The sequence below is a fragment of the Curtobacterium sp. MCBA15_016 genome, assembly GCF_001865105.1.
Classification (GTDB): domain Bacteria; phylum Actinomycetota; class Actinomycetes; order Actinomycetales; family Microbacteriaceae; genus Curtobacterium.
This window is the reverse complement of sequence record NZ_MJGR01000014.1, coordinates 48,409-74,365: the sequence shown is the minus strand read 5'-3', so window position 1 is coordinate 74,365 and position 25,957 is coordinate 48,409. Positions and strand designations below refer to the sequence as shown.

The following is a 25,957-nucleotide window of genomic DNA, read 5'->3' as shown; positions in this document are numbered from 1 at the left end:
TACGTCCCCCTCGGCGCCCCCGCGCGGCACATTCCGCCCGCTCACCGCACACCCGCGGCGACGCCGGTCCCTCGCCCAACCAAAGACAACCCGAGCCACGTCGCGACGTGGCTCGGGTTGTCTTTGGTTGTGCGCCCGCGCGCCCGCGCGTCAGACGCCGAAGTACTCCCGCACCACCGGCGCGATCCCGCGGAACGCCTTGCTCCGGTGCGACAGCGCGTTCTTCTCCTCGCGCGTCAGCTCCGCCGACGTCCGGTCGGCGTCGTCCGGCCGGAAGACCGGGTCGTACCCGTGCCCACCGTCGCCGATGGGCTCGGTCGTGACCTCGCCGTTCCAGACCGCCTCGACCACGTGCTCGGTGCCGTCCGGCGTGACGAACGCCGCGGCGCACACGAACGCCGCCGTGCGCTCGACGACCCCGTCGAGGTTCCGCAGCAGCAGCGCGATGTTGTCCGCGTCGACCCGCGTGCCGGCGTACCGCGCCGAGTGGATGCCGGGAGCACCGTCCAACGCGTCCACGGCGATGCCCGAGTCGTCGGCGAGCGCCGGGAGCCCCGTGTGCGCGACCGCCGCCCGGGCCTTGATGAGGGCGTTCGCGGCGTAGGTGTCCCCGTCCTCGACGGGCTCCGGGCCGTCGTACCCGACGAGCTCGACGCCGTCGCCCAGCGCCGACCCGAGGATCTCGCGCAGCTCGACGACCTTGCCCTGGTTGTGCGTCGCCAGGACCACCGTGCGGGAGGTCACGCGAGCCCCAGCACGGACTTCTGGATCGCCGCGAGGGACTGGTTGCCCGCGAGCCCGAGATCCAGCAGCACGTTGAGCTCGTCGCGGTCGAAGGGTGCGTGCTCGGCGGTCCCCTGCACCTCGATGAACTTGCCCGACCCGGTCGTGACGATGTTCATGTCGGTGTCGGCGGCGGAGTCCTCGGTGTACGCGAGGTCGAGCATCGGCTCGCCCTTGACGATCCCGACGGAGATGGCCTGCACGCTGTCGAGCAGCGGGGTCGCCTTCTTCGCCACGAACCCGCGGTCGCGCCCCCACTCGATCGCGTCCACCATCGCGACGTACGCGCCCGTGATCGACGCCGTGCGGGTGCCGCCGTCGGCCTGGAGCACGTCGCAGTCGATGACGAGCGTGTTCTCGCCGAGACCCTTCGTGTCGACGACCGCGCGCAGTGACCGGCCGATCAAGCGGGAGATCTCGTGCGTGCGCCCGCCGACCTTGCCCTTGATCGACTCACGCTGCATGCGCTCGTTCGTCGAGCGGGGCAGCATCGAGTACTCGGCGGTGACCCAGCCGGTGCCCTTGCCGGCGAGCCACCGCGGGACGCCGTTCGTGAAGGACGCGGTGCAGAGCACCCTGGTGTTGCCGAACGAGATGAGCGCGCTGCCCTCGGCCTGCGTGCTCCACCCCCGCTCGATCGTGACGGGACGGTGGTCGGTCGCGGTGCGGCCGTCGATGCGGAGCGTGTCGCTCATGGGGTCCTTTCGATGCGGGGCAGCGTGATGGCCCCGGTCTGGAGGTGGCCGACGCTGGAGACCTCGGGGCCGAGGAAGCGTCGGGCGAGTCGGATGAAGCCGTTCTTGTCGTCGCCGGTCGCCTCGAACGAGTAGGTCGGCGGCTCGGTGGCAGTGCGTTCGAGCCCGTGCTCGACGAGTCGTCGGTACACGTCGTTGGCGGTCTCCTCGGCGCTGGAGACGAGCGTCACGTCCGGACCCATCACGTACTGGATCGCGGCGGACATGAGCGGGTAGTGGGTGCACCCGAGGACGAGCGTGTCGACGTCGGCTGCGCGGATCGGTGCGAGGTAGCCCGCAGCGACCTCGCGGAGCGCTGGGGAGGAGGTGTCCCCCGCCTCGACGAACTCGACGAAGCGCGGGCATGCCGCGAGGCTCAGACTGATGTCCGACGCGACCGCGAAGGCGTCTTCGTAGGAGCGCGACGCGATGGTGCCGACCGTGCCGATCACGCCGATGCGTCCGGTGCGGGTCTGCTTGACGGCGGCGCGTGCAGCGGGCTGGATGACCTCGACGACGGGGATGCCGTACGCCTGCTCGTACCGTTCGCGGGCGTCCCGGAGCACCGCGGACGAAGCGGTGTTGCACGCGATCACGAGGGCCTTCACACCCTGTTCGACGAGGTCGTCCATCACCTCGAGCGCGTAGCGACGGACGTCCGCGATGGGCTTCGGGCCGTAGGGCGAGTGCACGGTGTCGCCCACGTACCGGATGCTCTCGCGTGGCAGCTGGTCGATGATGGCGCGGGCCACCGTGAGTCCGCCGACCCCGCTGTCGAAGACTCCGATCGGTGCATCCGTCACGACACCAGCGTACCGAGCGCGCGGGCCCGCCCGCCCCGCGAGCGGGCGGAACACGCACCGCCTACCGCGACGACCCGGCACATACCGCCCGCTCGCGGAAGCCGCCGGTCCAGGAGGCGCGCCCCGCCCCCGCCAGGCCGCCCCGCGCCTCCAGGCGGCGCCCCACCCCGCGAGCGGGCGAAACACGCACCGCTGGCCGCGCCGACCCGGCACACACCGCCCGCTCGCCTTCGCGCGCGACCGGCCCCGACCGCGAGCGGGCGGAACACGCACCGCCCGCCGCGACGACCCGACAGAATCCGCCCGCTCGCGGAAGCCGCCCGTCCAGGAGGCGCGACCCGCCCCCGCCAGTCCGCCCCGCGCCTCCAGGCGGCCACCCCCACCCCGCGAGCGGGCGAAACACGCACCGCTCACCGCGCTGACCCGGCACGTACCGCCCGCTCGCCTTCGCGCGGACCCACCCAACCCGCGAGCGGGCGGAACACGCACCGCCCGCCGCGCCGACCCGGCACGTACCGCCCGCTCGCGCGCGCCGGCCGGCGGATCCGTACCTCCGAGCCCGGGCGACACTAGTGTCGGAGAGGTGACCAGCGCGCTCCTCACGGACCAGTACGAACTCACCATGGTCGACGCGGCCCTCAAGGACGGCACGGCCGACCGCCGGTGCGTGTTCGAGGTCTTCGCCCGCCGCCTGCCGGACGGGCGCCGCTACGGTGTCGCCGCGGGCCTCGGCCGGTTCCTGACCGCGCTGACGGACTTCCGGTTCGGCGACGACGAGATCGCGTTCCTGCGCGACCGCGGCGTCATCGATGCCGGGACGGCGTCGTACCTCGCCGACTACCGGTTCACCGGGGACATCCGCGCCTACCGCGAGGGCGAGGTCTTCTTCCCGAACTCCCCCGTCCTCCAGATCGAGGGCACCTTCGCCGAGGCCGTCGTGCTCGAGACCCTCGCGCTGAGCATCTTCAACGCCGACAGCGCGATCGCGAGTGCCGCCGCACGCATGGTCTCCGCTGCTGACGGTCGTCCGCTCGCCGAGATGGGCTCCCGGCGCACGGGTGAGTGGAACGCCGTCGCCGCCGCCCGGGCCGCGTACATCGCGGGCTTCGGGGCGACGAGCAACCTCGAGGCCGGGCGCACCTGGGGCATCCCGACGATGGGCACCGCGGCGCACGCGTTCACGCTCCTCCACGACTCGGAGGAGGACGCCTTCCGATCGCAGATCGACGCCCTCGGGACCGGCACGACGCTGCTCGTCGACACCTACGACATCGAGGCCGCGGTCGACACCGCGGTCAGGCTCACCGACGGCAAGCTCGGCGCCGTCCGCATCGACAGCGGCGACCTGCCGTCCGTCGTGGCGTCCGTCCGCGCACAGCTCGACCGGCTCGGGGCGACCGACACGAAGATCACGGTCACGAACGACCTCGACGAGTACACGATCGCGGCACTCCGCGCGGCGCCGGTCGACTCCTACGGCGTCGGGACCTCGGTGGTCTCCGGATCGGGCCACCCGGCCGCGGGCATGGTCTTCAAGCTCGTCGCCCACCGCGACGCGAGCCACCGCGACGCGAGCCACCGCGACGCGGCCGACGCCGGTGCGGCCGACGCCGGCTGGGTCCCGGTCGCGAAGAAGTCGGCTGAGAAGGCCACCGTCGGCGGACGCAAGCAGGCCGGCCGCCGCCTCCGCAACGGCATCGCCACCGCCGAGGTCGTGCTGACCACGGGTCAGGTCGGGCCGGACGAGCGCCCGCTGCTCGTCCCCGTGGTGACGAACGGCGAGGTGGACCCGGCGTTCCTCGGCGTGCAGGGCGTCGAAGCGGCCCGCGCGCACCACAAGATGGCGAAGGCCGAGCTGCCCGCCGACGCGTCGCGCATCGGTCGGGGCGACCCGGCCATCCCCACGCTCGTCATCTGAGCGTCGGCGTCACTCCGCCTTCATCTTCTCGTAGATCGCCTTGCAGTCGGGGCAGACCGGGAACTTCTCGGGGTCGCGCCCGGGGATCCACTTCTTCCCGCACAGCGCCTTGACGGGCTTGCCGGTCAGGGCCGACTGCAGGATCTTGTCCTTCTTGACGTAGTGCGAGAAGCGCTCGTGGTCGCCGGGCTCGATCGCCTCTTCCTCGAGGAGCTTCTCGAGCTCGCGGTCCATCACGTCGAGGCCGCCACCGGGTTCCGTCATGCTCATGCGTCCAGGGTACGACGACCGGGCGCGCGCCGCGACGGTCCGCGACGCGCGGGGGGCGTGGCCGACCCGTGACGGCCTGGAGGCGCGGGGCGGGGTCGACCCGCGCCTCCAGGCCGTCAGGTGGTCACCCCTGGAGGCGACCCGGCTCAATTGCGCTGCGCTGCGGCCAGCAGGTCCGGCCCGTGGCGGTCGAAGAGGCGACCGCCGATCGCGACGCCCGCCGCCAGCACGACCACGCCGACCAGGACCCCGACGACGAGGGTCAGGATCCCCCACGGCTCCGGGCCGTCGACGAAGGCGAGCACCGCGAGCCACGCCGCGGGGACGGAGCAGACCAGGATCCCGACCACCATCGACGACTGCGCGACCGAGGCGAGGACGCCGGCGGCCTGCGGCTGCTGGAAGGGGTGGTCGCCCGGTCGGACGGTCGGGTACGGCAGCAGGACGGACACGACGCTCGACAGCCCGAGGCCGGACAGGAGCGCACTCGTGCTCACGCCGACCAGCAGCGGGAAGGCCGTCCAGTCGCCGAACAGCCACGCGGAGACCCACGAGCCGGCGACGAGTGCGGGGATGCCCACGGTGAGCACCGGCACGAGGCGACCGAGTCGGTCGCTCCAGCCCGGGGCTCCCGAGGCGACGTGCAGCCACACCGCGGTGTTGTCGTACGAGACGTCGTTGTGCGGCAGGAAGCCCGCGATGAGCGCCATCAGCGGCAGCGGCACCAGGGCGGTCCAGTGCCACGGCACGCCGGCCACCCCGAGCGGGATGACGACGAGCGGGACGAACACGATGATCAGGTAGGACGCGCGGTACCGCGGGTCGCGTCCCCAGTAGGTGAGGGCCCGTGCCGCCACCGCGCCGACGGGCGTGGAGCCGAGCGTGTCGAACCATCCGAGGCCCCGGTACCGACGGGTCCGCGCACGGCCGTCGACGGTCTCGAGCGCCCGGCCGACCACGGCCCACCAGGCGAGGCCGAGCAGGGCCACGACGACCACCGCGATGACGAGCTTGACGATGCCCTCGCCCACACGGCCGCTCGCGACGTCGGCCGGGACGGCCCAGGCGGCGCCCCACGGCGTCCATCCGGCGATGTCGGCGACGCGCTGCATCTCGGCGCCGGCCGGGTCGAGCCAGTCGACGCGGAGCAGGAGCGAGACGGCCGGGATCGCCAGCACGACGATGACCAGCGCGACCAGCCAGCCGGCGTCCCGCGACCGGTGCGGTCCGATCAGGGACGCACCGACGGCGCTGCCGACGCGGATGAGCAGGGCGCACGTGGCGATGGCGAGGAGGGCGGCGACGACGCCGAGGACGCCGACACCCGCACCGCGCATCCACGCGACCGACTGCGCGACGGCCACGACGGCGACCGCGACGACCGGGACCCCGATGAGTCCGGCGACGCCGAGCCCGACCGCCAGGTCGCGTCGGCCGATGCCGAACACGGTGAAGCGTCGCGGATCGAACTGGTCGCCGCGCCCGACGACGAGGGGGACGACCGTGAACGCGAAGGCGATGAGCGTGCCGACCGGCACGACGACCGAACGCGCGACCTCGGGTGCGGCGTCACGGAGTCCGACGACCTCGATCGCGACGAGCACCGCGGCGACGAGTCCCGCGAGGCTGCCGAGCACGACGAGGACCGACCGGCGGGCGCTCCCGCGGACCTCGCCCGCGAGCAGGTCCGCCCTCAGCCGGAGAAGCTGTGCAACCATTCCATGCTCTCTGCCACGACGCGGCCGCCCGCGAGTTCGACGAACTTGTCCTCGAGGCTCTTGCGCCCGCGGACCTGCGCCATCGTGCCGGAGGCGAGGACCTTGCCGCCGACGATGATGGCGACGGAGTCACACGTGCGCTGCACAAGTTCCATGGAGTGGCTGGAGAGCACCACCGTGCCGCCCCCGCGCGTGTAGCGACGGAGGATCTCGGTGATGGTCGCTGCGCTGACCGGGTCGACGGACTCGAACGGTTCGTCGAGCACGAGCACCCGGGGCGAGTGGATGAGCGTCGCCGCGAGGGCGATCTTCTTCGCCATGCCCACGGAGTAGTCGGCGACCTGACGGCCGAGCGCCTCGCCGAGACCGAACGCCTCGGCCAGGTCACTGCTGCGCTTGCGCGCGGTGGCACCGTCGAGCCCGCGGAGGGTCGCCGAGTAGTACAGCAGCTGCGCGCCGGTCAGCCGGTCGAACAGCCGGAGCCGGTCCGGCAGCACGCCGAGGTCCCGCTTGGCGGCGGTCGGGTCGGCCCACACGTCGTGGTCGAGTACGGTCACGCTGCCGGCGTCGGGGCGCAGGAGTCCGGTGACCATCGACAGGGTGGTCGTCTTGCCGGCGCCGTTCGGGCCGACGACGCCGAAGATCGAGCCCTGGCGGATCTCGAGGTCGACCTCGTCGACGGCGAGGGTCTGGCCGTAGCGCTTCACGAGGCCGTCGGCACGGAGGACGACGGGCTGCTGGGGCTGCTTGGCCGTGGGCGCGGGGCGCTTCGTGCCGCTCGGGCGCTTCTTCGCGGACTTGGTGTCGGGCGCTGCGGTGTCCGCTGCGGTGTCGGCTGCTGCCGTGTCCGCTGCGGGGTCCGTGGCGGTTGCGGTGTCCGTCGGGGTCGCGCGGTCGGTCGGGGTCGCGCGGTCGGTTGCGTCCGTGCCGGCGGTCGCGTCCGTCTCGTCCGCCCCGTCGCGCGGTCCAGGAGGCACGGTGCCGGTCGTCCCCGCCGTCTGCGTCGGGCGGGTGGCACGTCCCTTGCCGCCGCGCGCCTTGGCAGGGCGGCGACCGGTGGTCGTCGGCGCCACCGCCTGCGCGGCGACGCGGTCCGCCCCCGTCTCCGTCTCCGTCGTCTCGGTGGCCGTCGTGTCGTCGGTCATCGTGTCCTCAGCGGAGGCGTCGTGTGCATCCCCGTCCCCCATGTCGTCGTCAGCGGCGTCTCCCGCCGCGGTGGCGTCGTCGTCCTCGGTGGCAGCGTCGTCCGCGGTGTCGTCGTCGCCGTCGGCGGCCGCTTCGGCCTCGGTGTCGACGTCCGCTTCCTCGGTCAGCCAGGCAGCGTCCGACGTGGCGTACACGTCGTCGTCGTCCCCTGCTGCTGCGGCCACCGCCCCACCGTACCAACGCTCACCGGACAGCGGGGGACGCCTCGGGCGCGGTGTCCCGAATCCCCGGCGCTGTGTCACGAATTGAGCACGAAGCGGCCGAGACCGTACCCCGGCGGAGGGTCGTTCCGTATCATTCACCGAGGCACGACGAAGTGTTCACCACTTGGAAACCTGCCCCGGCCGGTGTCCCCGTGACGATCCCTCCCTGCGAATGCGCGCAGAGACGGCGGTCTTCCCGGGCAGATCGGATCTTCCGGGAGCACACTCGACGAGGCCCGCCCGTGCCCCAGGGCGCGCGGGCGGACACCAGAAGGGACCAGCATGACCACGCAGATCGTCATCCTCGCAGCGGGGATGGGCAGCCGCCTCGGGCGCAGCCTGCCGAAGCCGCTGACCGAACTGAGCGACGGCCGCACCATCATGCAGCAGCAGTTCGACAACATCCGTGCGGCGTTCGGTTCGAGCGCACGCGTCACGATCGTCGTCGGCTACAAGTCGGAGTACATCGTCGAGGCCTTCCCCGAGGCGAACTTCGTCTACAACGAGTCCTACGACTCCACGAACACCTCGAAGAGCCTGCTCCGCGCCCTCAAGGCGACGGGCAAGGGCGGTGTGCTCTGGATGAACGGCGACGTCGTCTTCGACCCGCGTGCCCTGGTGCGTGCGGCAGACATGATCGACGAGGACCGCTCGTTCGTCAGCGTCAACACCGACAAGGTCTCCGACGAAGAGGTCAAGTACACCGTCGACGCCGAGGGCTTCATCCACAAGCTGTCGAAGCAGGTCGTCGGTGGTCTCGGCGAAGCCGTCGGCATCAACTACGTGTCGTCGAAGGACAAGCAGGCGCTCATCCGCCAGCTCGGTCGCGTCGACGACCAGGAGTACTTCGAGGGCGGCATCGAGGCTGCCATCGCCGAGGACGGGCTACTCTGGAGCCCGATCGACATCTCGGACCTCTACGCGGTCGAGATCGACTTCGCCGAGGACCTCGAGCGCGCGAACAACCTGTTCGCCTGAACCAGCGTCAAGACCCCCTCGGCGGTTCCGCCCGAAGGGAAACCGTGACCACAGCGAGTGCGCCGACCGTGCCCGCGGCTGCCGCACCAGCGGCGTCCCGGAGCGCCGGTCGGCGCTATCGTCATGCCCTCTGGCTGCTGACGATCCGAGACCTCCGCGTCCGCTACTCGACCTCGGCGCTCGGCTACTTCTGGTCGATCCTCGACCCGCTCGTGATGTCGGCGATCTACTGGTTCGTCTTCACGCAGGTGTTCCACCGCGGGTCGGTCGGCGAAGAGCCGTACATCGTGTTCCTGCTGTCGGCGCTGCTGCCGTGGATGTGGTTCACCGGTGCCGTCTCGGACTCGACGCGGGCGTTCATCAAGGAGACCAAGCTCATCCGGTCGACGACGATCCCGCGCAGCATCTGGGTCGCCCGGGTCACGGCGTCGAAGGGCATCGAGTTCCTCCTCAGCCTGCCGGTCCTCGCCGTGTTCGCGATCGCGACGGGGGCGCACTGGCACTGGGAGATCGCGCTCTACCCGCTCGCGATCGTGCTGCAGTGCGCGCTCGTGTACGGGCTCGGCCTGATCGTCGCGCCGCTCGTGGTCTTCTTCCGTGACCTCGAGCGTGCGGTGAAGCTCGTGCTCCGGTTCCTCTTCTACGCATCGCCGATCATCTACGCCACGTCGGCACTGCCCGACAAGCTGCACGACCTCGCGGCCTTCAACCCGCTCAGCGGCATCTTCGGCATCTACCGCGCGGCGTTCTTCCCGTCGCAGCTGAACTGGTTCGAGGTCGGGGTCTCCGTCGTCGTCACCGTCGTCGTCCTCGCGATCGGACTCGTCGTGTTCCGCCGCAGCGAGCACCGCGTCCTGAAGGAGCTGTGATGACCGCCACCGAGCAGACCAGCCGCAGCGCGACGGTCGCCCCCGTGATCTCCGTCCGCGACGCCGGCATCCGGTTCAAGCGCAACCGTCGGGCGAGCCGGAGCTTCAAGGACCTCTTCGCCGGCAGCAACCGCCGCAAGCGCGCGGACGAGTTCTGGGCGCTCCGGGGTGTGTCGTTCGACGTCCGCCCGGGTGAGGCGATCGGGGTCGTCGGCCGCAACGGTCAGGGCAAGTCGACCCTGCTGAAGCTCGTGGCCCAGGTCATGCTCCCCGACGAGGGACGCATCCACGTCGGCGCCGGGGTCGCACCCCTGATCGAGATCACCGGTGGCTTCGTCGGAGACCTCTCGGTCCGTGACAACGTCTACCTCACGGCGGGACTGCACGGCATGTCCCGGGCGGAGATCCGCGACGCCTTCGACGAGATCATCGAGTTCGCCGAGATCGGCGACTTCGTCGACACCCCGTACAAGCACCTGTCGAGCGGCATGAAGGTGCGCATCGCGTTCGCGGTCATCTCGCGCCTCGACGAACCGGTGATCCTGGTGGACGAGGTCCTGGCGGTCGGCGACAAGGGGTTCCGCGAGAAGTGCTACAAGCGGATCGAGGAACTCCTCGCCGGTGGCCGCACGCTGTTCTTCGTCTCGCACAGCGACAAGGACCTCCGCCGCTTCTGCGAGCGTGGGCTGTACCTCGACAAGGGTCGCCTGCAGCTCGACGGCACGATCGAGGAAGCTCTGCAGCGGTACTCGTCCGACTACGCCGTCTGACCACCGATCCCCGTCCACAACCAGGGTCCCCAGGGCCGCTCTCCACAGCCGCCCCTCCCCCGAGCCGAACCGGCCCCCGGACGTCAGACCCTCACCCTAGGTTGACGGCATGCACCACCCGACACCGGCCTACCCCGTCCCGTTCTCGATCGACCGTTCCCGTGCTCCGCGCCGCTACGACCTGCTGAACACCGGCGACGAACCCGTCGACGGCATCACGCTCACCCACCTCGGCACCGGCTACTGCCCGCCGCTCGCCGTGCACCGGCTCGAACCGGGTCGGTCGCTCTCGATCGCCGTGTTCGGCGCCACCGCCGACGACACGGGCGTGGTGATCGTCCGCTGGCGTCGACCGGACCGCTCCGAGTACCTCTGGCGGATGTCCCTCGTGGGCGACGCCCGTGCTGCCTGACCGTCCTCGTCGTGCCACCGCCGTCCGGTGGGTCCGGGTCGGTCCCTCAGTCCTCGCCGCGCGCTGCCGCGACGGTTTGCCAGCGGGCGAGCAGCCGTTCGACCGCGTCGTGCAGCCGCCTCGTCGCCGCCCCCGGCGTCGTGTCCCCGAAGTACCGCTCGACCCAGTGCTGCAGCTTCGCGAGCTCGGCGGCGTCGTTCGCCGCGGCGTCGACCCGCGCGACGACGTCCTGCGCATCGGACGCCGTCAACCAGTTGGCGTCGCTCAGGTACCCGCGCTCGTCGACGTCCGCCTCGGGCGAGACCGGCCGGGTCACGATGAGCGGCTTGCCCACGGCCAGCCGGTCGTAGATCATCGCGCTGATGTCCGTGATCGCCACGTCCGCTCCGGCGAGCTGCCACCCCAGCTCGGCACCGTCGTCGTACACGTGGTGGGCGCCCGGGTCGGCGGCGTTGGCGCTCGCGATGGCAGCGACGATCCGCTCGTGCGCCGCCTTGTACGCGGCGTCGCGCACACCGCTGCGGGGGTGCGGCCGGTAGACGAGCCGGTGCGTCGGCGACGCGAGCACCCGTTCGGCGATCGTGGTGCCGTGGCTCGCGATCGACCCGTAGGCGGCCGCTGCGCGGTCCCCCTCCCACGTCGGCGCGTAGAGGACGACCGTGCGGTCGTCGGCCGGGTACGGCGCGGCGCCGGCGAAGTGGTCGGCCTGCGGGCGACCGATCGAGATCGTCCGGGCATCCAGGTCGTAGTCCCACAGGGCGTCCGACAGCCGTCCACGAGCGGCGTCACCGGCGATCAGCGCGTAGTCGTACGCCTTGAACTGGTTCGTCGTCATGTACATCTTGTCGCTCTCGCCGTGGTTCACGAAGACGTGCCACATGCGCCCGTACCGCATCATCTGGAAGTTGCGGGCGTTCTGGTTGACGTAGAAGACGATCTTCGGGGCCTGCTGCTCGACGAACTGCTCGAGGTCGACGACCTGGCGCGCGTAGACCACGGGCACCGGGGACTCGTCGAGCAAGGTGAGCATGGTGCCGGGGCTCCGCGCGATGATCGCGACCGGGTGGGTCGCCGCGAGTTCGGCGAGGGGGGCGTACCACTGCCGCACCTGGTACATGTTCACGGGGCCGTCGGCGAAGTAGACGGCGATCTCCACGGTGCCCGGAGCAGGGGCCGCCACCGACGGCAGTCGGCGTGCGAGTTCACGACGGCTGCGTCGCGACTTGAGCAGGCGGTCGGCGAGCCGCAGGGCCGTGCGCGCGTCACTGATGATCGGCATGGTCTCTCTTCCTGGGTCCGGGGACGGTTCGGTGCGGGCGGGTCAGACGACGGGCGGACGGCCGGCGAGCGTCATCCGGCCGATCGTGAGCCAGCCCATCACGTGCACGGGGCCGCAGTCGCTCCGCCAGCCTTCGCGGACGCCACCGAACCAGGTGGCGAGCCGCTGCGGGTGTCGCCACCAGCGCGCGACCTGGATCGCCGCCCACGACCCGACGTACAGCGGTCGGAGCACCGCCGGCAGGTTGCGCCGAGCCAGCCAGACCCGGTTCCGGGCGTTCAGCCGGTAGTACTCGGTGTGGCGTGCCGGGTCGATCGCGGGGTGGTGCGCGACGAGGTCCCCGGCGTACCAGGTCCGTCGGCCGGCATCCCACACGCGCCACGCGAGCTCGATGCCCTCGTGCGCGTAGAAGTACTCCGCTCCCCAGCCGCCGGTCGCGCGGTACACGTCCATCGGCAGGACGACCGCCCCTTCCCACACCGAGAACACCGGCGACGAGTGGTCGGGCTCGCCCTTGCGGATCCGCGGGATCCAGCGCGTCGGGTTCGCAGCGCCGGTGGGGTCGACGACCCGGGGTTGCACGAGACCGAGCGACGGATCGCGCTCGAACAGGCCGATCGCGTCGCGCAGGAACGTCTCCGACGGCACCGAGGCGTCGTCGTCGAGGAAGAACACGTAGTCGCCGTCGACCACCTCGGCCCCGGCGTTCCGCCCGGCGGGGATGCCCACGTTCTCGGGCAGGGCCAGCGCCCGGACGCCCTCGGGCAGACCGGTCGGCTCCCAGCCGTTGCCGACGCACACCACGTCGAGGTCGACGTCCTGCTGCGCGAGCACGCTCTCGAGTCCACGACGCAGGTCGTCCGGGCGGGTCCCCTGCGACAGGCTCACCACGGCGACACGGGGCCGCTCGCGGTGCGGGACCGCGTGACGACGGAGCGTGCCCGGGGTCACCCGCGGACCCGCTTCGACGAGATGATCGCCACGAAGTGCCCGAACGTCGCCAGGACCGCCAGCGGCAGGAGCGCCCCCACCAGGATCCGGTCGGCCAGGGGATGACCGATCACGAGCGCCAGCAGCGCGAAGACGAACGCGAGGATGCTCAGCTCGACCGAGTGGTACAGGCGGTGGAACGGCAGGAACCGCGCGGCGCGACGCAGCGTCGCGAGCCGTCGTCCGGACGGGGCGGTGCCGGCGTCGCGACGGTCGACGAGCTTGTCGAGCCCGGCGTTCGCCCGTGCGACGTGCACCATGTCGTTGAGCGCCTTGTTGAGGACGATCACGAGCCCCAGCGCGCAACCGATCGTGGTCCACATCCAGTCCGCGCCGTGGATCGGCCACGTAGCCGCACGGACACCGAGTGCGATGGGGATGAGTCCCTCGGTCGTGTAGTGCCCGACCTTGTCGAGGAACACGCCGGCGGGCGAGCGGGTCCCCCGCCACCGGGCGACCTCGCCGTCGCAGCAGTCGACGAGCATCTGCAGCTGCCCGAGCACGAGCGCGAGCGCCGCGCCCCAGATGCCCGGGATGAGCAGGGCGGCAGCGACGCTCCACCCGACGAGGATCATCAGGCCGGTCACCTGGTTCGCCGTCACGCGGGTCTTCAGCAGCACCCACGTCAGGTACGGCGAGACGTCCCGCAGGTAGAGCGACGCCGTCCAGTGCTCGGCGTTCGCCCGCGAACGGACCTCGTCCGGTTGGGCGACGGCACGGAGTTCGGCGATCGAGGTGGGGCGGGCGTTCCCGCGGCCGGTCGTGTCATCGGTCAAGAGGTCAGGTCACCGTCCCGTGTGCGTGGTCAGCTCGGACGTCCGGGTCAGGAAGCCGATGATGAAGCCGAGTCCCCACCCGACGTGGATGCACGGCAGCACCACGACGAGCCAGAGGAGCGTCGGCAGCCCCGACCGCCGGGCGACCGCGAGGGCCCCCAGCACGACGAAGACGATGTAGACGGCGGGCACCACGAAGCCGAGCAGCGCCCACGCCGCCCCGGTGCCGAGTGCGGCACCGATGATCCCGACGATGCCGGCGACGATGCCGAGCGCCATCGCGGCGACCATGGCCGGGGGCACGAAGTAGCGCAGGCCGTTGTTGGCGGGGAACCGGCGGGCGAGCTCGCCGCGCCACAGCCCCGTGGCGACGAACTGCCGGACCAGACGCTTCAGGCTCGGCCGCGGGCGGTACGTGACGACGAGCTCCGGGGTGAACCACACCGTGCCACCGGTCTGCCGGAGGCGCCGGTTGAGCTCCCAGTCCTGGCCGCGCTTGATGCCCTCGTCGAACAGCCCGACCTCGAACAGTCGGTCACGCCGGAACACACCGAGGTACGCCGTCTCGGCCGGACCGGCCTGGCCGCCGACGTGGTGCGGCGTGCCACCGAGCCCGACGCGGCTGCCGTACGCCAGCGCCACGGCGCGTTCGAACGGGGTCCGCCCCTCGGCGCGCATGATCCCGCCGACGTTGTCCGCGCCCGACTCCTGCAGCACGCGCACGGCGATCCGCGTGTAGTCCTGCGGCAGCACCGAGTGCGCGTCGACACGGACCACGACGGGGTGCACGGACGCGCGGATCGCCACGTTCAGCCCGGCGGGCGTGGAGCCGGCCGGGTTCTCGATCGCGCGGATCCGGGGGTCGGCGGCGCTCATCTCGGCGACGAGTTCGTTCGTGCCGTCGATCGACGGGCCGAGGGCGAGGATGACCTCGAACGGACCGGAGTAGTCCTGCTCGAGCAGACTCTGGACGGCTGCCCGGACCTCGGTGACCTCGTTGAGGACGGGCATCACGTACGAGACGCCCGGCAGGGGCTGTCCGTCTGTCTGCATCGGTACCTCGGGGTCCTCACCTGGGTGCACGGGACGCACCGCGGACGGTGCCGCCCCGCAAGAGCGACCCTGAGCCTATCAAGTCGCCGCGGGTCGTCGGGGCGACCGGCAGACGGACGGGAGGCGCGGTGCCAGCTGGCACCGCGCCTCCCGTCCGTCGCTGGTCGCGTCAGCCCTTGTAGGTACCGAGCGTGACGTCCGCCTCGCGCGTCTCACCGCCACGGATGAAGGTGATCGTGGTCTTCGCGCCACCGGCGAAGTACCGCACCTGTGCCGTGAGGTCGGTCGCGTCGGACACCGTCGCCGAGCCGATCTTCGTGACCACGTCGCCCTTCTGCAGGCCGGCCTTGGCAGCCGCGCCACCGGACGACACCGACTTGATGAGGCCGCCCATCTGCGTGGCGTTCGCGTCCTCGGCGGCGTCGCCCACGGTCGCACCGAGCAGCCCGTGCGTGGCGGAGCCGTTGTCCTTGATCTCGTTCGCGACCCGCTTGACGAGGTTCGACGGGATCGAGAAGCCGACGCCGATGCTGCCGGACTGGCTCGACGACGAGTCGGACGAGCTGCCCGCGCTCGCGATGGCCACGTTGATGCCGATGAGCTTGCCCTTGGAGTCGAGCAGCGCACCACCCGAGTTGCCGGGGTTGATCGACGCGTCGGTCTGGATGACCGGCAGCGAGACGGTGCTGTTCGTCGACGAGTCGCTGCCGTTGCCGCCGTTGCCCCAGAAGTCGAAGGGACCGCCGCTCGAGCCGTTCCCGCCCTCGTTCGAGTCGCCGCCCTCGGTGGGAGCGCTCGAGGTGACCTGGATGCTGCGGCTCAGGGTCGAGACGATGCCGTCCGTCACGGTGTTCGACAGGCCGAGCGGTGCACCGATCGCCACCGCGGTGTCGCCGACGTTGAGGTCGGACGAGTCCGCGAAGCTGATCGGCTTCATGTCGGTCGCGTCGATCTTGATGACCGCGAGGTCGACCGTCGGGTCCGTGCCGACGAGCTTCGCCGGGTAGATCTTGCCGTCCGAGGTGGTCACGGTGATCGTGCCGTTGGAGCTGTCGCCGTCGAGCGTCACCACGTGGGTGTTCGTGACGATGTAGCCGTCCTTGCTGAAGACGACGCCGGAGCCGGTGCCGGCCTCGCTGCTCGACGAGACGTTGATCGTGACCACCGAGGGGGTCGCCTGCGCGGCCACCGCGGTGACGACCGTGGCGTTGTTGTAGTCGTTGACGGTGAGGTTGCCGCCGCCCTGCGCGCTCGACGACCCGACGACGTTGCTGCCGCCCTGCGTGTTGGACGCGGCGAGCCAGCCGGCGCCGCCGCCGACGAGGCCCGCGATGACGACGCCGGCGATGATCGGGAGGGCGAGGCGGCCGCGGCCGGTGCCGGTGCGGCGGCCGGTGGCTGCTGCTCCGGCGCCCGCTGCTCCGGCTGCGCCTGCTGCTCCGGCGGCCCCGGCGGCTCCGGTGTCGAAGTAGTGGCCGTTGCGCTGGTTCGAGCCGTCGACGTCGCCGAATGCGCTCGTGGGGGCCTGGGCGGACGGGGCTCCGGCGGACTCGGAGGCCGATGCCGGCGCCGAGGTCGGCTGGGCGTACTCGCCGTAGCGGGGCTGCTGGCCGTACTGCGCCTGCTGTCCGTACTGCGACTGGCCGTACTGCTGCCCGTACTGCTGCTGGCCGTACTGGGACTGGCCGTACTGCTGCTGGTCCTGGCCGTACTGCTGCTGGCCGTACTGCTGCTGGCCGTACTGGGACTGCTGCGCGTGGTCGGTGCCGTACGGGGTGCCGTGCGCACCGTACCCGGCCGGCGCCTGGCCGTACTGGCTCGTCTGGCCGTACTGGTTGGGCTGGCCGTTCTGGTCCGGCTGGCCGTACTGGCTCGTCTGACCGTACTGGCTCGCCTGGCCGGCGTCGGAGTCGTGCTGGGACACCGTCGGGTACGGCGCCGTGTACCGGTCGGTCGGGTGGTCGTTCGAGGCCGCGATGACATCGGTGTCGCTCGCGGGAGCGATCACGTCGGTGTGGTCCGCGGAGCCGTCGTTCGGCGAACGGTCGCTCGTCGGAGCATCGCTGCTCGGAGCGTCGTCGCGGAACGCGTGGTCGAAGTGCTCGGAGTCGTTCGGCGAAGCGTCCTCGGATGCGGCCTTCGCGGCCGCGTCGTCCGGACGGATGTCGTCGCCCTGCCCGTTGGGCGTGGTGTCGGTCATGCTGGACGTGCTCCTTTCAAGCTCGTGCAGTCTGTCGCACCCACCTGAGCGGTGCTCCTGGTGACGCTGCAAGCGACCTATGGCGATCTTATGCGTGGGCTGTGCGGCCGTTCCCGAGATGCCCTCGGCCCGGCCGCTAGGTTGGGGTCCGTTCAGCGCCGCGAGTGCGGTCGACACCTCGGAGGGAACCACATGCGTCACGCAGGACCCTGGTTGCGAGCAGCAGAGGGAGCGATGCTCCTCGGCCCGGACGGCGTCCCCGCGCCGACGGTGTTCGCCGAGATGAGTGCGCTCGCGGCGGCCACGGGCGCGGTCAACCTCGGGCAGGGCTTCCCGGACGAGGACGGTCCCGCCGAGGTCCTCGAGGCAGCGGTCGCAGCCATCCGCGATGGCGTCAACCAGTACCCGCCCGGACGCGGGACCCCGGACCTCCGGGCGGCCATCAGCGAGCACCAGGCCCGGTGGTACGGCCTGGAGGTCGATCCCGACCGCCAGGTGCTCGTCACCGCCGGCGCGACCGAGGCCCTCGCCGCGACACTCCTCGCCCTGGTGGAGCCGGGGGACGAGGTCATCACCTTCGAACCGTTCTACGACGCGTACGGCGCGCTCATCGGTCTCGCCGGCGGGACCCACGTGACGGTGCCGTTGCGGGCGCCCGACTTCCTCCCGGACGAGGACACCCTCCGCGCCGCGTTCTCCGACCGGACCCGTGCGGTGCTCGTGAACACCCCGCACAACCCGACCGGCCGTGTCCTCCCGACGGAGGTGCTCACCACGATCGTCGAACTGGCCACGAAGTACGACGCCGTGATCGTCACCGACGAGGTGTACGAGCACCTGACCTTCGACGTCCCGCACGTCCCGATCGCCACCCTGCCCGGTGCCGCCGATCGCACCGTGACCATCTCGAGCGCTGGGAAGACCTTCAGCACCACCGGCTGGAAGATCGGCTGGCTCACGGCGGCACCGGCGCTCGTCGACGCGATCACCACCGTGAAGCAGTTCCTGACGTTCGTGAACGGCGCGCCCTTCCAGCCCGCGGTGGCGACCGGACTCCGGCTGCCGGACAGCGTGTTCGCTGGCATCGCCGCCGAGCTGTCCGCCAAGCACGACCTCCTCGCCGCCGGACTCCGAGCGGCCGGCTTCGAGGTGATGCGCCCGGACGGCGGGTACTTCGTCATCGCCGACACGGCCGCACTCGGGTACGAGGACGCCCGGGCGTTCTGCCTGCAGCTCCCCGAGCTCGCCGGGGTGGTCGGCGTCCCGGTCTCGGCGTTCGTCCGACCCGATCACGCCGACGGCTACCGGTCACTCGTGCGGTTCGCCTTCTGCAAGCGGCGCTCGGTGCTCGAGGACGCCGCCGCTCGGCTAGCCGGTCTCGCCCTGCGCGGCTGACTCCCCCGCGGGCGGGCGGGCGGACCGGACCCGCCCGCCCGCCACCGCGAGCGGGCGGTATCAACCCGACCCGCGCCTCCAGGCCCACGCATTTCGCCCGCTCGGCACAAGCGCCACCGTGCCCCACCGCGAGCGGGCGAAACAGTGCCCGCCCGCGCCTGCCGAGCGGCGCATTTGGCCCGCTCGCCGCGAGCGCCGCCGCGCCCCGACGCGAGCGGGCGAAAAAGTGCCCGCCCGCGCCTGCCGGGCGGCGCATTTCGCCCGCTCGGCACGGGCGCCACCGCGCCCCAACGCGAGCGGGCGGAATCGACGCTGCTCGCGCCTCCAGGCCCGCACATTTCGCCCGCTCGGCACGGGCGCCACCGCGCCCTAAAGCGAGCGGGCGGAATCGACACCGGTCGCGCCTGCCGAGCGGCACGTTTCGCCCGCTCGGCACCAGCGCCAGGGCGAGCGGGCGGAATGGGACCCGCTCGCGCCTGCCGAGCGGCGCATTTCGCCCGCTCGCGGGGGCGCAAATGCGCACACTTCGCCCGCCCAACGCCGCGCGGGTCAGGGGCGGGGCGTGACCTCGTAGCGGCGGAGCGCCAGCGACGGGTTCGTGCGGCGCACGGCGTCCGTCACGGCGGTGTCGATCCCCGCGACGAGCATCCCCGGGACCGCCCCGGCAGCGGCGACCGCGACGCCCGAGGGGTCGAGGACGACCGAGCCTCCGATGCCGATCGGCGGCGTCTGTCCCACCCCGACCACCCACACGGTGTTCTCGATGGCACGGGCGGTGAGCAGCGTCCTCCAGTGGTGCTCCTTGCCGGGGCCGCGGACCCACTCGGCGGGCAGGACCACGACGTCGGCGGCGCCGTGTTCGGGTGCGGCCAGGCGCCGGGTGACCTCGGGGAACCGCAGGTCGTAGCAGGTCTCGAGGCCGACGCGCAGCCCGCCGAGCTCGAACACCGGCAGCTGTTCGGGGTCGCCGGACTCGATGTGGTCCGACTCCTTCGAGCCGAACGCGTCGTAGAGGTGCACCTTCCGGTAGGTCGCAGCGATCGACCCGTCGGGCAGGACCGCGACGAGGGTGTTCCGGAAGCGGTCCGGGACGTCAGCGGCTTCGGCGACGCCGACGACGAGGGCGATGCCGACCTCGCGGGCGATGGCCTGCAGACCGGTGACGAACGGACCGTCGAGCGGTTGGGCGGCGGCCACGAACCGGTCGTCGATCTCGGCGGTGAAGTACGAGGTGTACTCCGGCGTGACGAGGAGGTCGGCGTGTCGGGCGGCGGCGTCGACTGCCGCGGCGCGGACGGTCTCGAGGTTCGCGACGGGGTCGTCCACGGGTGCGAACTGCGCCGCGGCGACGGTGAGGGTGCCCATCCGCCGAGCGTACCGGGCGCCCCGAGACTCGGCTCCGCGGACGTTCCTCGCGCAGTGCGGGCGCGAAACTGTCCGCCCGGCCGAGACTCGGCGCCGCCCACCCGCACACGCGCCCACCGGCACCGCACCAGCCAGCACGCCAGCACGCCAGCACGCCAGCACGCCAGCACGCGCACACGAAGAAGGCCCCGGTCCGACTGGACCGGGGCCTTCTCTGTGACGCTTGGTTGCGGGGGCAGGATTTGAACCTACGACCTCTGGGTTATGAGCCCAGCGAGCTACCGAACTGCTCCACCCCGCGGCACGTTGAACAGCCTACACGGGGCCGTGGCGGGGCACAAATCGAGTGCCCCGCCACGGTGTGTCTAGTTCCCGCCCTCGGCCTCGGTGGCGGCCTGGATCGCGTCCTGCAGCCGCTGGTCGGCCTCGGCGGCGGCGACCAGGTCGTTGTCCGCGTAGGCGTCCTGGCGGTCCTGCAGCGCCTGCTTGGCGTCGTTCAGGGCCTTCTGCAGCGCCGCGTTGTCGACCGTGCCGGAGCCCGACGTCGAGCCGGAGCCGGACGAGCCCGAGGACGCACCGGAGTCGGAACCCGACGACCCGGAGTCCGACGACCCCGAGTCGGAACCCGACGACGCACCCGAGTCACCCGAGCCACCCGACGCACCGGAGTCACCGGCCGACGCACCCGAGTCGCCACCGAAGAGGCTGTTGAGCGCCTCGTCGAGGGTGTCCTCGAACGCGATCTTGTCGCCGAACGCCACGAGCACCTTCTGCAGCAGCGGGTACGAGCCGCTCGACGTCGACTGCACGTACACGGGCTGCACGTAGAGGAAGCCGCCACCCACCGGGAGCGTGAGCAGGTTGCCCTGCTTCACGGTCGAGTTCCCGCGCTTCAGGATGTTCAGCTCCTGCGAGACGGTCGAGTCACCGTTGAAGAGGCTCTGCACCTGACCGGGCCCGGGGATGTTGTCCGTCTTCGGCATCGTCAACAGCGTGAGCTTGCCGTAGCCGGACCCCTTCTTGCCCTTCCCCGCGCCTCCGGCATCGGAGTCCACCGCGAGGTACCCGGTCAGCACGTTCCGGTTGTTCGCCCCGGCCGACTGCTGCGGGATGTAGGTCGTGTACAGCGTGTACGCGGTCCCCTGCCCCGGCACCTTCATCGTGAGGTAGTACGGGTCCTGCAGGTTGCCCTTGGCCGTCGTCGTGGTGGTCGCCCCGAGCGCGTTCGTGCCCGAGTTGGTCGTGGTCGACGCGTCCGAGGTGTCGGTGTCGTTCGTCCCCGAGGTCGGTTCCTGCGGCACGTTCCAGGCGTCGTCACCCGAGTAGAACGAGTTCGCGTTCGTGACGTGGTAGGTGCCGAGGATCGACCGCTGCACCTTGAACAGGTCGGTCGGGTACCGCACGTGGTCGAGCAGCTCCGCGCTCATGCTCGACACGGGCTTCGTCGCCGTCGGGAAGATCTTCTGCCACGTCTTGAGCACCGGGTCCTTGGTGTCCCAGGCGTAGAGCGTCACCTTGCCCGTGTACGCGTCGACCGTGGCCTTCACCGAGTTCCGGATGTAGTTGACCTGGTCGGTCCGGTACGCCGAGCTCTCGGCACCCGCGATCGTGTCGGAGAGGCTCTGGCTCTGCGAGTACGGGTACGCGTCGCTCGTCGTGTAGCCGTCGACGACCCACTGGATGCGGTGGTCGACGATCGCCGGGTACGCGTCGTTGTCGAGTGTCAGGTACGGCGCGACCTTCTGCACGCGCGTGATCGGGTCGCGGTCGTAGAGGATCTGCGAGTCCTGGTTCACGGCGTTCGACAGCAGGATCTGCTCGGACTGGAACTTCGCGGCGTAGACGAGCCGGTTGAAGAAGTTGCCGATGCTCGGACCACCGTCGCCGGCGTACGTCGTCGTGGCGTTGCCGCCGCTGTCGTCGTTCTCGTCCGAGCCGGACGGGTAGTCGAGCTCGACGTTCTTCGAGCCCTTCGGCGCACCGACGATCGAGTACGCCGGCGAGGTCTCGCCGAAGTACACGCGCTGCTGGAAGTCGCCGAGGGCACCGTTGGACGGGATCCCCGACTCGAGGAACACCGGCTTGCCGTCGCTGGCGCGCTGGTTGCCGTACGCCGCCGTCACGCCGTAGCCGTGCGTGTAGACGAAGGCACGGTTGTACGGGGTGTTCGCCTGCGCGCTGAGGCCGTCGAGGTCGATGTCGCGCACCGCGATGACGGTGTCCTCGGTCTCGCCCTTGACGTCGTAGCGGTCGACGTCGAGCTCCTTCGGGAACTGGTAGTACTGCCGGTACTGCTGCAGCTGGCTGAAGGTGTCCGAGACGATCTTCGGGTCGATCAGGCGGATGTTCGCCGTCGTCTGGGCGTCCTGCGCGAGGGCGCCGGAGCTCGCCTCGGTCGTCGCGTCGTAGTTCTGCTCCTGGACGCCCGCGACACCGTAGGCGTCACGGGTCGCCTTGATGTTCCGCTCGATGTACGCGGACTCGAACGTCCGCTCCGAGGGCTTCACCTGCAGGCGCTGGACGATCCACGGGTAGATGCCGCCGATGACGATCGCCGCGACGAGCAGCAGCCCGGTGCCGACGATCGAGATGCGCCAGCGGCCGATGACCGCGGTCACGATGAAGAGGATCGCCACGATCGCCGCGATGCCCGCCATGATCTCGCGGCCCGGGATGACGGCGTTCACCTCGGTGTACTGCGCACCGGTGATGAGCGAGTTCGACTTCGTCAGCGCGGCGTACTGGTCGAGCCAGAGGCTCACGGCCTGCAGCGCGACGTAGACGGCGGCGGTGATCGCGAGCTGGATGCGCGCGGCCTTCGAGATCCGGACCTCGCGCCCGCCGAAGCGCATCGCGCCGTACAGGTAGCACGCGGCGAGCGCGGCCAGCCCGGCGATGAGCACCACGGCCGACGAGTAGGCCACGATCGCGCGCCAGAACGGCAGTTCGAACACGTAGAAGCCGATGTCGAGCCCGAACTGCGGGTCGGTCTTGCCGAACGGCGTCCGGTTGAAGTACTCGAGCACCATGGTCCACCGGCCGGCGGTCGACAGTCCGGCGAAGATGCCGAGCACGACCGGGATCCCGATCATGACGGCACGGCGCAGCGGCTCGATGACCTGCTGGTAGCGGTCGAGCTGGGAGTTGAGCTTCGCGTAGACCGGCCGGAACCGGAACGCGATCGCGATGCTCGCGTAGACGGGCACCGCCATCCCGAGGAACCCGGCGAGGAACATCAGGGTCCCGGCGATCCACCGCGTGGTCAGGACCTGCTGGAAGCCGAGCTGCGCGAACCACGCGTAGTCGGTGTACAGGCTCGCGAAGATGAAGAAAGCGATCACCAGTGCGGCCAGCACGATGATCGTGACCACGATCGGGACCCGCGGCGAACGCCGCCCCGAGGTGGACGAGGTTGTCGTCACTTGATGTGCTCCAGACGTGTCGAACCGGCGGGCCCGGCGCGGCGGGCCGTCAGTGCATCGATCCTATGTGGCGCGAGCACCCCTGAAACTGTACGGAGACTCAGGATGGTGGGTCGCGCCTCCTGGAACACGGTTCGGGAGGCACGGATCGCGACGACCGCGGACGTCGCCTGGAGCGCGTGGCCGGGTCTACGACGTGCAGCGCGCGAGCTTCGCGGTGCTCTTCCCGGAGGCGATCGTCTGCAGGTCGGTGACCGCCTGGTCGAGCGTGGCGACCTTGTAGACGTCGAGTCCGTCCGGGACGTGGCCGACGACCTCGCCGCAGTTGTGGGCCGGCGCGAGGAAGACGGTCGCGCCGGCGTCCTTCGCGCCGTAGAGCTTCTGCCGGATGCCGCCGATCGCGCCGACCTCGCCGTCGGCGGTGATCGTGCCGGTGCCGGCCACGTGCTTGCCGCCGTTGAGCTTGCCCGGCGTGATCTCGTCGATGATCCCGAGGGCGAACATCATCCCGGCCGACGGGCCGCCGACGTCCTGGAGCTCGATGGAGACGCGGAACGGGAAGTCGTACTGCTCGGTCACGCCCACGCCGATCAGGGCCGTGCCCTGCTCGCTCCGCGGCGTCAGTTCGACCGTCTTCTCGGCGCCGTCGCGTTCGACGACGACCGTCGCCGGGCCCGAGGTGCCGTGCTTCGCGACCAGCTCACGGAGCGAGGTGGCGTCGGCGTTCTCGGTGAGCGATGTCCCGTCGAAGGAGCGGATGACGTCGCCCTTCTCGATGACGCCGTCGGCTGCCGAGCCCTTCTGGACCGTGCCGACCTCGAGATCGGTGGGCAGTTCGTACCCCTGCTGGATGAGGGCCGCGGCCACGGCGGACTGCTGCGACTGCTGCATGTCGGCGGTGTCCTGCTGGTTGACCTGGTCGGTGGTGACGCCCTCGGGGTAGATCGCGGACGCCGGGATGACCGCCTCGGACTTCGTGAAGAGCGCCCGGATGACGCTCATCCAGGAGGGGCGGTTCGTGGCGTCGCCCTGGATGCCGACGGTGAGCATGTCGAGCGCGCCGGCGGTGGGGTAGGTCGGGTGGCCGTCGACCTGGATGAGCTTGACCTGCTTCGCGTCCTTGCCCGTGCCCTGCTCCTGGGTCCCGATGGTGTTGTACACCGGGCCGGGCACCTCGATCAGGTAGGGGCTCGGCAGCAGGCTGGCGAGGAGCCCGAGGACGACGGCACCGATCACGAACGCCCAGCCGACGGTCCGGGAACGGGGACGACGGCGGGGCTCGGCGGCGAAGAGGGTCACGAGAACGTCCTTCCACGGGGGCTGTTCGCCCTCGGCGCAGCGGTTCGGGCGTTCCCACGGGGGCGTCCCAGGCGCGGCCCCGTGAGCAGCGATTAGCGTAGTCGTCATGCCTGATGAACCGCAGCCGGGGCCGGACGACGACTTCCAGGAGATGCTCCGGAAGCTCCTCTCCGGCGAGGGCCAGATCGACCCGTCGCAGCTCGCCGGTGCCGCCGGACTGCCGAACGACCCGGCCTTCGTCGCGAACCTGATGAGCCAGCTGCAGCGTGCCGCGCAGTCGGGCGGTGACGGCATCGACTTCTCCGTCGCGTCCGAGCGCGCCACCGCGATCGCTCGTGAGGGCGGCCACCCGGTCGACCCCGCGACCTCGCAGGCGGCCGACCAGGCGTTCCAGGTCGCGGCGCTCTGGCTGGACGAGGCCACCTCGGTCGCCGAGCTCACCGCGACGCCGAGCCTCTACACGCGCGAGCAGTGGGCGAAGGCGACGACGCCGGTGTGGGCGCAGATCGCCGAACCCGTGGCGCTGAGCATCTCGAACGCCCTGACCGAGGCGATCGAGCAGCGTGCCCCGGAGCAGCTCAAGGCGATGCTCGGCGACGTCTCGAAGGCGATGCGCGGCGTCGGCGGCGCACTGTTCGCGATCCAGCTCGGCCAGGTCGTCGGGCAGCTCTCGAAGGAGGTCGTGTCCGGCGGCGACGTCGGCGTGCCGCTCCTCGACGAGCAGGTCGCCGCACTCCTGCCGCAGAACGTGGCCGAGTTCGCCGAGGGACTCGACGTCCCCGAGGACGAGGTCCGCATCTACCTGGCCGTCCGGGAACTCGCGCACGCACGGCTGTTCCGTTCGGCCCGCTGGCTCCGCCTGCACATCATCTCGTCGATCACCGACTACGCGCGGGGCATCCACATCCCGTTCGACCGCGTCGAGGAGCTCGCGTCCGAGATCGACCCGACGAACCAGGAGCAGCTCCGGGACGCCCTCGCGTCCGGTGCCCTGATCCCGCCGCGCACCGAGGAGCAGGAGGCCGCCCTCGCCCGCCTCGAGACGATGCTCGCGCTCGTCGAGGGCTGGGTCGACACCGTGACCGCCGCCGCCACCGAGCGTCTGCCGAAGTCCGGCGCGATCGCCGAGATGGTCCGTCGTCGTCGTGCGGCCGGCGGTCCGGCCGAGTCGGCGTTCGCGACCCTCGTCGGCCTCGAACTGCGTCCCCGTCGCCTCCGCGAAGCAGCAGCGATGTGGCAGCGGGTCACCGACGAGCTCGGCACCGAGCAGCGCGACGCGCTCTGGTCGCACTTCGACGCGGTCCCGACCTCGGACGACATCGACGCGCCGGACGCCTTCGTGGCCCGGCTGCGCAACCCCGGCCGCTCCGCCGAGGACGACGAGTTCGACAAGGCGCTCGAGGACCTGCTCAACGACGCCACCGGTGACCGTCCGCGCGAGGACGAGTCCGGCAACGTCGACGAGGGCGACGCTCCGAAGTAGTTCTCCACAGATCCGGTGTCCCTGCCCCGCG

General features: G+C 71.2%; 21 protein-coding genes and 1 tRNA gene. 7 read left to right on the top strand and 15 right to left on the bottom strand.

The window, feature by feature from the left end:
* Positions 1-150: 150 nt before the first annotated feature.
* From rdgB to murI, 3 genes are read right to left on the bottom strand one after another with little or no spacing between them, the layout of a single operon-like run.
* A complete protein-coding gene (gene rdgB, locus BIV03_RS06040) occupies positions 151-744 on the bottom strand; it encodes an RdgB/HAM1 family non-canonical purine NTP pyrophosphatase (RefSeq protein WP_070416666.1) in 594 nt (197 codons plus the stop codon).
* Entirely contained in the window at positions 741-1,478 is a 738-nt protein-coding gene (gene rph, locus BIV03_RS06035) for a ribonuclease PH (RefSeq protein WP_070416667.1), read from the bottom strand. The genes rdgB and rph overlap by 4 nt, the downstream gene beginning before the upstream one ends.
* The gene (murI, locus tag BIV03_RS06030) at positions 1,475-2,320 is read right to left on the bottom strand and encodes a glutamate racemase (protein ID WP_070419170.1); all 846 of its coding nucleotides are present in this window, start codon (positions 2,318-2,320) and stop codon (positions 1,475-1,477) included. The genes rph and murI overlap by 4 nt, the downstream gene beginning before the upstream one ends.
* Before the next feature lie 583 nt (positions 2,321-2,903).
* Here murI and BIV03_RS06025 point away from each other — a divergent pair.
* Entirely contained in the window at positions 2,904-4,238 is a 1,335-nt protein-coding gene (locus tag BIV03_RS06025) for a nicotinate phosphoribosyltransferase (protein ID WP_083403234.1), read from the top strand.
* Between the two features lie 9 nt (positions 4,239-4,247).
* On the opposite strand, the gene BIV03_RS06020 is transcribed toward BIV03_RS06025, so the two are convergent.
* The 3 genes from BIV03_RS06020 to BIV03_RS18665 form a co-directional block, all read right to left on the bottom strand.
* A complete protein-coding gene (locus BIV03_RS06020) occupies positions 4,248-4,508 on the bottom strand; it encodes a DUF3039 domain-containing protein (protein WP_092384164.1) in 261 nt (86 codons plus the stop codon).
* 146 nt (positions 4,509-4,654) lie between these two features.
* On the bottom strand, positions 4,655-6,226 hold the full coding sequence (locus tag BIV03_RS06015) for a hypothetical protein (protein ID WP_071295003.1): 1,572 nt from the start codon (positions 6,224-6,226) through the stop codon (positions 4,655-4,657).
* Positions 6,202-7,596 carry an ABC transporter ATP-binding protein gene (locus tag BIV03_RS18665; RefSeq protein ID WP_254790757.1) on the bottom strand — a complete coding sequence of 465 codons (1,395 nt, stop codon included), beginning with the start codon at positions 7,594-7,596 and terminating at the stop codon, positions 6,202-6,204. Before BIV03_RS18665 ends, BIV03_RS06015 begins: the two co-directional genes overlap by 25 nt.
* A gap of 321 nt (positions 7,597-7,917) precedes the next feature.
* Between BIV03_RS18665 and BIV03_RS06005 the strand changes: the two genes are divergently transcribed.
* From BIV03_RS06005 to BIV03_RS05990, 4 genes are all read left to right on the top strand, one after another.
* Entirely contained in the window at positions 7,918-8,613 is a 696-nt protein-coding gene (locus tag BIV03_RS06005; RefSeq protein WP_070416669.1) for an NTP transferase domain-containing protein, read from the top strand.
* A gap of 68 nt (positions 8,614-8,681) precedes the next feature.
* Positions 8,682-9,482: an ABC transporter permease gene (locus tag BIV03_RS06000; RefSeq protein WP_071295034.1), complete on the top strand. Its 801-nt coding sequence runs from the start codon at positions 8,682-8,684 to the stop codon at positions 9,480-9,482.
* Positions 9,482-10,252, top strand: a complete 771-nt coding sequence (locus BIV03_RS05995; protein ID WP_070416671.1) for an ABC transporter ATP-binding protein — start codon at positions 9,482-9,484, stop codon at positions 10,250-10,252. Before BIV03_RS06000 ends, BIV03_RS05995 begins: the two co-directional genes overlap by 1 nt.
* Positions 10,253-10,361: 109 nt before the next feature.
* Positions 10,362-10,664 carry a hypothetical protein gene (locus BIV03_RS05990; protein ID WP_071295002.1) on the top strand — a complete coding sequence of 101 codons (303 nt, stop codon included), beginning with the start codon at positions 10,362-10,364 and terminating at the stop codon, positions 10,662-10,664.
* A gap of 46 nt (positions 10,665-10,710) precedes the next feature.
* Here the strand turns inward: BIV03_RS05990 and BIV03_RS05985 are convergent, their stop codons facing one another.
* The 5 genes from BIV03_RS05985 to BIV03_RS05965 form a co-directional block, all read right to left on the bottom strand.
* Positions 10,711-11,943, bottom strand: coding sequence for a CDP-glycerol glycerophosphotransferase family protein (locus tag BIV03_RS05985; RefSeq protein WP_071295001.1), 1,233 nt, complete (start codon positions 11,941-11,943; stop codon positions 10,711-10,713).
* A 42-nt stretch (positions 11,944-11,985) separates the two neighbouring features.
* Entirely contained in the window at positions 11,986-12,894 is a 909-nt protein-coding gene (locus tag BIV03_RS05980) for a glycosyltransferase family 2 protein (protein ID WP_071295000.1), read from the bottom strand.
* The gene (locus BIV03_RS05975) at positions 12,891-13,709 is read right to left on the bottom strand and encodes a CDP-alcohol phosphatidyltransferase family protein (protein ID WP_071294999.1); all 819 of its coding nucleotides are present in this window, start codon (positions 13,707-13,709) and stop codon (positions 12,891-12,893) included. The genes BIV03_RS05980 and BIV03_RS05975 overlap by 4 nt, the downstream gene beginning before the upstream one ends.
* A 9-nt stretch (positions 13,710-13,718) precedes the next feature.
* On the bottom strand, positions 13,719-14,762 hold the full coding sequence (locus tag BIV03_RS05970) for a glycosyltransferase family 2 protein (protein WP_071294998.1): 1,044 nt from the start codon (positions 14,760-14,762) through the stop codon (positions 13,719-13,721).
* A gap of 169 nt (positions 14,763-14,931) precedes the next feature.
* Positions 14,932-16,962 (bottom strand): S1C family serine protease, encoded by a 2,031-nt coding sequence (locus tag BIV03_RS05965; protein ID WP_083403232.1) that lies wholly within the window; start codon positions 16,960-16,962, stop codon positions 14,932-14,934.
* A 192-nt stretch (positions 16,963-17,154) separates the two neighbouring features.
* Between BIV03_RS05965 and BIV03_RS05960 the strand changes: the two genes are divergently transcribed.
* The gene (locus BIV03_RS05960; RefSeq protein ID WP_071294997.1) at positions 17,155-18,357 is read left to right on the top strand and encodes an aminotransferase class I/II-fold pyridoxal phosphate-dependent enzyme; all 1,203 of its coding nucleotides are present in this window, start codon (positions 17,155-17,157) and stop codon (positions 18,355-18,357) included.
* A 549-nt stretch (positions 18,358-18,906) separates the two neighbouring features.
* On the opposite strand, the gene BIV03_RS05955 is transcribed toward BIV03_RS05960, so the two are convergent.
* The 4 genes from BIV03_RS05955 to BIV03_RS05940 form a co-directional block, all read right to left on the bottom strand.
* The gene (locus tag BIV03_RS05955) at positions 18,907-19,722 is read right to left on the bottom strand and encodes a carbon-nitrogen hydrolase family protein (RefSeq protein ID WP_071294996.1); all 816 of its coding nucleotides are present in this window, start codon (positions 19,720-19,722) and stop codon (positions 18,907-18,909) included.
* A 224-nt stretch (positions 19,723-19,946) separates the two neighbouring features.
* Positions 19,947-20,023, bottom strand: a tRNA-Met gene (locus tag BIV03_RS05950).
* A gap of 64 nt (positions 20,024-20,087) precedes the next feature.
* Complete coding sequence (locus tag BIV03_RS05945) at positions 20,088-23,093, bottom strand: UPF0182 family protein (RefSeq protein WP_175475737.1); 3,006 nt, start codon at positions 23,091-23,093, stop codon at positions 20,088-20,090.
* A gap of 240 nt (positions 23,094-23,333) precedes the next feature.
* Positions 23,334-24,443 carry a PDZ domain-containing protein gene (locus tag BIV03_RS05940; RefSeq protein ID WP_071294995.1) on the bottom strand — a complete coding sequence of 370 codons (1,110 nt, stop codon included), beginning with the start codon at positions 24,441-24,443 and terminating at the stop codon, positions 23,334-23,336.
* 106 nt (positions 24,444-24,549) lie between these two features.
* Between BIV03_RS05940 and BIV03_RS05935 the strand changes: the two genes are divergently transcribed.
* Positions 24,550-25,926 (top strand): zinc-dependent metalloprotease, encoded by a 1,377-nt coding sequence (locus tag BIV03_RS05935; protein WP_070416680.1) that lies wholly within the window; start codon positions 24,550-24,552, stop codon positions 25,924-25,926.
* Positions 25,927-25,957 lie beyond the last annotated feature (31 nt).